The sequence below is a fragment of the Parashewanella hymeniacidonis genome (assembly GCF_016900895.1).
In the GTDB taxonomy this organism is placed as follows: Bacteria; Pseudomonadota; Gammaproteobacteria; order Enterobacterales; family Shewanellaceae; genus Parashewanella; species Parashewanella hymeniacidonis.
Window position 1 is genome coordinate 1 of sequence record NZ_JAFEUN010000146.1, and the last position, 8,148, is coordinate 8,148.

Genomic DNA, 8,148 nt, shown 5'->3' on the forward strand with positions numbered 1-8,148 from the left:
GCACAGCTTGTTACTCTTCGTTGCCAGTGCTAACAATAGCTCACTATTGCCGCACACCGTCGCCTTGATTAACAAGTTGTGCATTCTTGCTGAAATCGAGCATCTTCAGGTATCATGGGTATACATGACCTAATAAAATAAAAATATCAAAGTAAGTTATTGGATAAGACATTAAAGCTAGAACTCATCGATGATACGAAAGTAAAATTGATATCTGAAAGTAGTATTAATAACATTCTGGTGTTGAAACTCTCAGTAATGATTAACGAGAATAGTGAAAAATTCACATCAATACATCCTGTTCATACGATTTGTATAAAATCTCCAACTGAAAAAACTCATGACCCTCAGTCGGTAAACTCAACATCTGAAGTATTAGATGAAGTCATGTCCTTGTTTACTTCAGGCACTGAATATTCGGTAAGCGCAATTGTTGCAAACCCATTTCGGAGACTCAAACCTACGACGGGCTATTTACTCTAGAAACAACTCTGACAAACATAAATACACACGGTGCATATCAATGTCCGAGTTTCACAAGCAAGTGCCCTCTTCGGATTTTTGGTTCTGAGCCCAAAAAGAACTTTCATACTCATTTTAAACTGACTCGTTGAAACACCAATGAAACCGTCTGGAAAAAATCATTCCAATCTGATGCAATTTTGGAGTTTTATGATTATAAGGAAATATCTTTTTTATCGGATGAATTTTGGAATTCACAATATGGGAGAAGTGCAAAAAGCTCGTTAAGGAAATCTGTTTTATCCGTAGCAAGTTTCGTCAATAATCAACCTCTATTTGGCAGCATTAATCAACTTTCACCTGATAAAGTTGTGGTGAATTTAAGCAAACAATACAACTTAAAAGTTGGTGATCGTTTAAAGGTATTAAGACAAGCGGATATTACACAGTGGGAAGGCATTCAAGACACTGTAATAGCCAAAAGTACCGCCTCTCCAAGTAATCTATATCACTGAATCAAATGCTAATTTGCAATGGCATTTAAATAAACCAATTTACTCAATATCAAAAAATGATTTAATTTTTAAAATCTAAATAAAGACTGTTTTTTTTATCAAATTTCATCTAGTTTCTAGCACTCTAATCGTTGATGGCTTGAAAAGTATCATAGAGTGCTTACTGAAAGTAACCTAAAAAATGGGTACCTTAAACTGCATTATTATTAAGTAAATGTATGCGTTTGAGACACGAATCTGAACTCTGCCCCTGTTGCACTTAATTTTATAACCCAATGAACCTCACTTTCATTAGAGTCTGATTTACTCTCAATTTCAACACCGATCTCTTTTGTTAAATTACGAGCAAATTTTGCATATAGTTCTACTGAAAAAGAGTCATCTTTACTAGAAACCATGTCCTTATAAAATTTTGCTGCTTGGCCTTTCACATTCTGCTCATCTAAGAAGCGGGTGAGCGCCGGCTCATTTTCAACACTTGTTAATTCGAAGCTATTACATTCGGGGGAAGCCGAGAAATCAAGTTCAATTGAAGATGTACTAGAACTCGATAAATCACTACCAATGCTGCTTTGTGACATAAGATGGGACTGAGGAGAGAATGTAGGGAGTTGAGTGCTCATATCAATGTCCGATTTAAAATATTCACATATAATACAACGTAATAATGAGTTCCTTTCAAATTAATTATTATTTATAAAGTGTTTACTACAGATGGGTTGAACAAAAGGCACCAGTAAAACTGACACCTTTTATCCAGTTTTCGATCAGGAAATCGTCGTTAGTAACTCAATTGCTTCCGATTTTTGCCTATCATTACCATCTATTTGGATCTCTTCAAGCAAAGCTTTAGCACTGTCTTTATCATCAATTTCAATGTAAGCACGAGCCAGATCTAATTTAGCATTTACTGAGTTTTCAGCATCATCGACATCTACCATCGGGTTACTTTCAAACAAATTTTCTAATTCAGATGACTCACCCAAATTAACGTCCACTTCTTTGTAAGGATCAACTTCTGTTGATTCTTCAGATGATTCATTGAGTAACTTATCGATGTCGATATAACCATTCTCTTTTTGGAAGTTACTTAAATCATCTCCAGAAATTTTTTCTGCGCTAATATCAGAACCAATTTCATCATCTAAAGCAGCTAAAGCCTCGTCAACAGTCATGTTGTCGCCTTCAAATGAAGCACTTTCAGCTTTACCGTCAGTATCAAGTTTATTTAAATCAATATCACTTGATAACAAAGCTTCTGTATGATTTATTTCATCACTAACTTGAGCAAATGAATCAAAAAGCTCATCATCACTTAAATCCATATCGAAGTCTAAGTCAGGAAGCGCTTCACTTTTGGATGAAGGGGATAGAGTCGTTGACGCATTATCAGTACTTTCACTGACAGACTCGAAATCCATTCCTAGATCGATATCTGATAATTCTGTTTTGCCGCCTTCACCATTGTCTTCAGACGTTAAAGCTGTTTCTTCAATCTCTGCAACTTCATCAGCGAGTGAAAGCTCTGATTCAAACTCTGTTTGTAGACTGTTTTCGTTTGCGTCTGTCTGACCGTCATCAAAATCAGAGATATCCTCTGTACTTACAACAGGTTCAGGTTCACTAACATTAAACGTTTCTGGTTCTTCAAGAGGCGTTTCAACTTCCATTGATGTAGGTTCAGGTAAACTCGACTCTTGGTATTGACTCGGAACATCAACATCAAACTCAGCCATAAGCGCATCGAGATCATCTACATTTTCATCTGGTTCTGGTAACGTTGTATCCAGTTCAGCTTCTAGCATCTTCTCGTCTGAGCTAGCTTCAACATCTGGAGACGGTAACTCAGATTCTTGAGCATCTTCGTTTACTTCAGTTTCAGTTTCAATTTCAGCGTTTAAACCTGAATCACTTTCTGGCAAGCTTTGAACATCATCCATTACAGGTGAAACAAAATCTAAATTGTCTATATCACCTTCAATGCTCGTAGATTCGAGTTCAATGTTTTCTTGTTCATCACTAAGATCACTTTCTTCCTGAGATTCATCAGTTTCTGTAATAGTCTCTTTTGATTCTAGTGAAACTTCAATTTCAGGTTCTTCAAGAAATATTTTTTCAGCTTCTGATGTGGCCTCAAGATCGTTATCAGTATCATCTTGTTCAGCTTCCATTGAGTTGATAAGTTCATCTATATTCACTTCATCAGCTTCATTTTCTGCAGATTCAAATTCGTTTATAGCTTCATCGTCTAAAAATGGATCTTCCAAATCGATTTCAGTCGAGTCAATCAGTTCATCTAAGCCATCTGAAACAGATCCACTATCTAATGTGTTCTCATCAACTTGTTCGACAAGTTCTTCCTGTACATCAGTTGAAGCCTGAACATCGTTCTCGTTGATCTTCTCTTCAGGCTCATCAAGCTTGTTAAGAAGGTCTTCTACGTCCGAACTTATCTCTTTTCCATCAATTTGTTCATCGAGTGCTTCGGCCCATAAATCATCCATATCAGACTCTGTTATAGATGTATCTGGTTCAGTGTTCGACTCTTCAGACTCTACTAACGTTTCAACCATATCCTCCGACTCTTCGTCATCGAGTTGAACAGCAATTTCTTCAAAAAAATCATCAACGTTATCTTCTTCTATCACTGGATCAATAGCCGGATCAAGGTCGATATCCTGAGGTTGAATGTCCTCACTTGGCTCTACGGTAGGCTCTGTAGGAGTGTCTTCAGTAAATGCTTCTTCATTTGATGATTGCTTGCGTCGCCATAATGCAAAAATGAGCAAGACAAAAAGCAAAGCTGGAACAATAGCAATGACAGCCAAGGTCAATGGGCTATCGAGCAGCGACCGCCACAAATCAGTTGGTTTTTCTTCTTTTTCAAGTGCAAGTGTATCTTGTAAAATTTTATTTTGGGCTTTGAGAGAAGCATTAAGCTGACGAGTTTCAGTTAAGGTTCCTTCGAGTAAACCGACTTTATCTGATAACTCTGAAAGACGATCTTTCAAAGCATCTAAGTCCTCTTTAGCCATTGTAAGCTCATCTTGAGTACGGCTTAATTCGTCAGTCAGAGAAATAACCTTACTTTCTTCCTGTTCAAGCAATAATGTCAGCTGCCTTATTTTCTGAGGGCTTTCTGGCTCGGCTTTAGCTTCTGCTATTTGCTCTTCAATCGGCTTTGGTTTGCGCTTTGGTTTTGTCTTTTGCGTTACCTGTTTAGAAGGTTGAGCTCGCTGTTTCCAACTTTTATCGTCTTGTTCTGCTCGCTCTCTTGCAATGCTAACTGGAATTGCCAACATTTTTTCAGCCGGTGGTACTAGTAAAATCATACCAAGTTCTAAGCTGTTATAGTTCGAACTTGTAAAAGCATGTGGGTTAGCATCATAAATTGCAGCCATCACTTGATAAATACTAACTTTATTATTCGGACGCATTTTTTGCGCAATACTCCAAAAAGTATCCGCTTTAGTTGTTGGACCGTACTGTCTATTTTGCTGTCTAGATTGGCCATCTGGCCCAGTGATTTTTAAGGGTTCAGCAATTGACTGGGGAGTAAGAGAGAGTAAAAGAGCACACACGATAAACGAAGATATGCGATTTAGATATGAAGTCCGAAAGTTCATCCATCCTTTCCTTTTTAGCATTGCAGTTTCCTGAATTAATACTCTTTAAATAGAATCGGTTGCAACGCTAATGAGCAATTGTATTTATTTCAGTTTACTATAAACCAGAAACGAATGTGCTGCTAGGGGCATAAAAGCCCTAAAAACAAAAAAGCTTGCGATGCCGCAAGCTTTCAGTACTTAGGTTTAGTAATAATCTCTTATAAGTAATTCTGCAATTTGAACACTGTTCAAAGCAGCCCCTTTGCGAATGTTATCTGATACTACCCACAAATTGATCCCATTAGGGTGAGATAAGTCATTTCTCACTCGACCAACAAACACAGCATCATTACCCGAAGCTTCAGTTACCGCCGTAGGGTACTCATCATTTGATTCGAATAATTCAATGCCAGCGGCACCTTGAAGAACGGCTTTAATGTCGTCAGCTTCTACTGACTGTCGAGTTTCAATATGAATGGCTTCACTGTGCCCATGAAAAACAGGAATTCTAACAGCCGTTGGGTTTACTAAGACATTCGAATCACCCAAGATTTTTTGAGTCTCCCAAACCATCTTCATTTCTTCTTTAGTAAAACCGTTATCCATAAACGTATCGATATGAGGCAGTGCATTAAACGCAATTTGCTTATCATAAACATCTGGTTCAACAGGCAAACCTTGAAGTAAGCGAGCACACTGTTGAGCTAACTCCTCAATGGCTTTCTTTCCTGAGCCTGAAACCGACTGGTAAGTAGCCACATTAATTCTATCGATACCAAATGCATCATAAATTGGCTTTAGCGCAACCAACATTTGGATTGTTGAACAATTAGGGTTAGCAATGATGTTACGATTTCTAAAATCAGCGATGGCTTCTGGGTTCACTTCAGGAATCACTAATGGCACATCAATGTCGTATCTGAAATGTGAAGTATTGTCGATGACTACGCACCCTGCTTCAGCAGCAATAGGAGCCCATTTTTCTGAAACGTCACCCCCCGCAGAAAAGAAACCAATTTGAGCTTGAGACCAATCAAACTCCTCTACATCCAGAACTTTTATTGATTTCCCGTTGAAATTAATTTCTTCACCTGCACTATTTTTGCTCGCAAGTGGGTATAAGTTAGCTACAGGAAAGTCTCGTTCTTCTAATATTTCCATCATTGTTTGGCCAACATTACCAGTTGCACCTAAAACAACGACGTTAAATTGTTGTGACATAGTGAAGTTATCTCTTTTAAATAGTAATTACTTTGAAAATCCAAGTTGGCTTAACCAATCCAGTTCAGATTGTATACAATTTTTAAGGCTAAGTGCGCTAAATTCTCGCCTATGTTGATGAGATTTTCTCATCTCATCGAATTCTGCATTAGCAAAATTAAGTTTTCTGAATAGCTCATCATCGTCTCGAAGGTCATAAACGAGCCGAGCAAGACGCAGTAATTGTTTTTCAGATAATGGCTCATTTAGTTCAATGTGAGAAAACTCAAATTGAGGTAATAAATCTTCGAGCTGAATTTCTTGTTTCTGCCCCAGCAATTCACAAACTTTTTGATAAAGCATAAACGTACCACGAGCCTTACCCTCAACGCTATAGCCTGCGATATGTGGAGTAGCAAACTCTACATAAGGAATTAAAGCTTCCAATGGGTTTGGTTCATTAGCCCATACATCTAAAACAATTTTTAAATCCGAGCGGTGTTGTTTCACTTTAAACAGTGCGAGATTATCGATCACTTGACCACGACAACAGTTAAGCAACCAAGCATTTTTTTTAATTCGATTGAGCTTTTGTTCATCAAGAAGTGATTCTGTTTTATGCTCTCCCTCTTTTGTTAAGGGAACATGCAAACTGATCACATCACACTGTTCAATAATCTCTTCTAAACTAACAAAAGTTTTTAGATTATTATCAGTAGCTTTAATTGGGTCACAGAGTAACGTTTTCACACCATAAGCATTCAAACATCTTTCGAGTGCAGAGCCTGTATTGCCGACTCCAACAATACCAACAGTTTTATTTTTAAGCTTTTGCTTGAAACGATGAGCTAGCTCTAACATCGCAATAAATGCGAACTCTCCAACAGCAATAGCATTACACCCAGGAGCATTGCTGAAAGGAATATGATTCAATGCTAGATAGCTTTGATCAATATGATCCATGCCAATGGTTGCGGTTCCCACAAACTTTAATTTTTTAGCACCTGCAATCAGTGACGAATTCACTTTAGTTACAGAACGAACCAGTAAAAGATCAGCATCATTAACTTGCTCAGCTGTCACTGTTCTACCGTTTACGAGTTGCACTTCGCCAAACTGCTGAAACAGCTGTTCAGCAAATGGCATATTTTCATCTGCAATGATTTTCATAAAAATAAGAAAAATTTAGAAATTGAGAGAATTGTAACATAAAGGGTGAGTACGGAGCTCACCCTTTACTGGCAATTATAAGGATAATTGATAGGTATTAATTTCAACGAGTTTACCACCAATGCCTTCAACGGTTGCCAATTCAGCAAATGATTGAAACCCGTTATTTGATTCGCGAAAACGAATAATCGCATGAGCTTTCTGTGAATCAATACCGTGAAGATTCATCAAGTCAGAATGTAGCGCTGAATTGATATTAATCTGCTTAATATTGACCTCTGCTGGTCGTTTATGAGTTGATTGGTATTCAAACGGAAAATTTGAATTAGAGGCAGCGAACACTGTACCTGAAAATAATAAAACGATAGCTCCAATGGTCAAAGTCCTTTTCATCGTTAACTCCTTCTTTGCTGTTAACATGTTTTTCGAATTGAACTTTAAACATAGATATTAAACAGCAAACCTGCCAACAAAAAAGGATGCGTTAAGCATCCTTTTTTTGGAGTATACCCATGATACTTGAAGATGCATGTTTCAGGACTTTCTCAGTGCAAGTTTCACAGCGTGTTACTCTGTGTTGCCAGTGCTAACAATCGCACACTATTGCCACACACTGTCGCCTTGATTAACAAGCTGTGCATTCTCGCTGAAATCGAGCATCTTCAGGTATCATGAGTATATAAGAATTAGAGAGAAATCTTACCCTTGTTACTTTCTAAGAATTTCTTTCCTATTCCTTTAACCTTGAGCACATCATCCATGGTGGTAAATTTACCATGCTGCTTTCGGTGCTCAAAAATCGCTAATGCCTTTGCAGCTCCGACACCTTTTAACAGCTGCAGCTGGTTTAAATCTGCCGTATTCAAATTAATGGCTTGGCTTTTATTAACTTCAACTTTGACTTTAGATTTTGGTTGCTTTTCAACTGACGCATTACCTGCAAATGAGGTTGTTGATACTACCGCAAGCGCAATCAATGAAGCCTTGATAAGTCCTTTCATAGCTTTCTCCTTTTATCACTGAGTGACGTATTCTCGTGAATGTTAAAATTTAGAATCACGAGAATGATTTATACCCATGATACCTGAAGATGCTCGATTTCAGCGAGAATGCACAACTTGTTAATCAAGGCGACAGTGTGCGGCAATAGTGAGCTATTGTTAGCACTGGCAACGAAGAGTAGCAAGCTGTGC

At 37.8% G+C, this 8,148-nt stretch carries 8 protein-coding genes; 2 read left to right on the top strand and 6 right to left on the bottom strand.

Annotated features, from left to right (window positions below):
* Positions 1-159 precede the first annotated feature (159 nt).
* Entirely contained in the window at positions 160-483 is a 324-nt protein-coding gene (locus JQC92_RS19785) for a hypothetical protein (protein ID WP_205001262.1), read from the top strand.
* A 179-nt stretch (positions 484-662) separates the two neighbouring features.
* Complete coding sequence (locus JQC92_RS19790) at positions 663-977, top strand: hypothetical protein (RefSeq protein ID WP_205001263.1); 315 nt, start codon at positions 663-665, stop codon at positions 975-977.
* A 206-nt stretch (positions 978-1,183) separates the two neighbouring features.
* Here the strand turns inward: JQC92_RS19790 and JQC92_RS19795 are convergent, their stop codons facing one another.
* The 6 genes from JQC92_RS19795 to JQC92_RS19820 form a co-directional block, all read right to left on the bottom strand.
* A complete protein-coding gene (locus JQC92_RS19795; protein ID WP_205001264.1) occupies positions 1,184-1,600 on the bottom strand; it encodes a hypothetical protein in 417 nt (138 codons plus the stop codon).
* Between the two features lie 144 nt (positions 1,601-1,744).
* A complete protein-coding gene (locus JQC92_RS19800; protein WP_205001265.1) occupies positions 1,745-4,624 on the bottom strand; it encodes a FimV/HubP family polar landmark protein in 2,880 nt (959 codons plus the stop codon).
* Positions 4,625-4,789: 165 nt separating this feature from the next.
* On the bottom strand, positions 4,790-5,806 hold the full coding sequence (locus JQC92_RS19805; protein ID WP_129946512.1) for an aspartate-semialdehyde dehydrogenase: 1,017 nt from the start codon (positions 5,804-5,806) through the stop codon (positions 4,790-4,792).
* Positions 5,807-5,833: 27 nt separating this feature from the next.
* A complete protein-coding gene (locus tag JQC92_RS19810) occupies positions 5,834-6,955 on the bottom strand; it encodes a 4-phosphoerythronate dehydrogenase (protein ID WP_205001266.1) in 1,122 nt (373 codons plus the stop codon).
* A 75-nt stretch (positions 6,956-7,030) separates the two neighbouring features.
* The gene (locus tag JQC92_RS19815) at positions 7,031-7,348 is read right to left on the bottom strand and encodes a ComEA family DNA-binding protein (protein WP_205001267.1); all 318 of its coding nucleotides are present in this window, start codon (positions 7,346-7,348) and stop codon (positions 7,031-7,033) included.
* A 293-nt stretch (positions 7,349-7,641) separates the two neighbouring features.
* Positions 7,642-7,956 carry a ComEA family DNA-binding protein gene (locus tag JQC92_RS19820; RefSeq protein WP_205001268.1) on the bottom strand — a complete coding sequence of 105 codons (315 nt, stop codon included), beginning with the start codon at positions 7,954-7,956 and terminating at the stop codon, positions 7,642-7,644.
* Positions 7,957-8,148: the final 192 nt, after the last annotated feature.

Coding starts and splice junctions, on each gene's coding strand:
- JQC92_RS19810 (WP_205001266.1), bottom strand. CDS start 6,955: ATGAAAATCATTGCAGATGAAAATATGCCATTTGCTGAACAGCTGTTT.
- JQC92_RS19815 (WP_205001267.1), bottom strand. CDS start 7,348: ATGAAAAGGACTTTGACCATTGGAGCTATCGTTTTATTATTTTCAGGT.
- JQC92_RS19820 (WP_205001268.1), bottom strand. CDS start 7,956: ATGAAAGGACTTATCAAGGCTTCATTGATTGCGCTTGCGGTAGTATCA.
- JQC92_RS19805 (WP_129946512.1), bottom strand. CDS start 5,806: ATGTCACAACAATTTAACGTCGTTGTTTTAGGTGCAACTGGTAATGTT.
- JQC92_RS19800 (WP_205001265.1), bottom strand. CDS start 4,624: ATGCTAAAAAGGAAAGGATGGATGAACTTTCGGACTTCATATCTAAAT.
- JQC92_RS19795 (WP_205001264.1), bottom strand. CDS start 1,600: ATGAGCACTCAACTCCCTACATTCTCTCCTCAGTCCCATCTTATGTCA.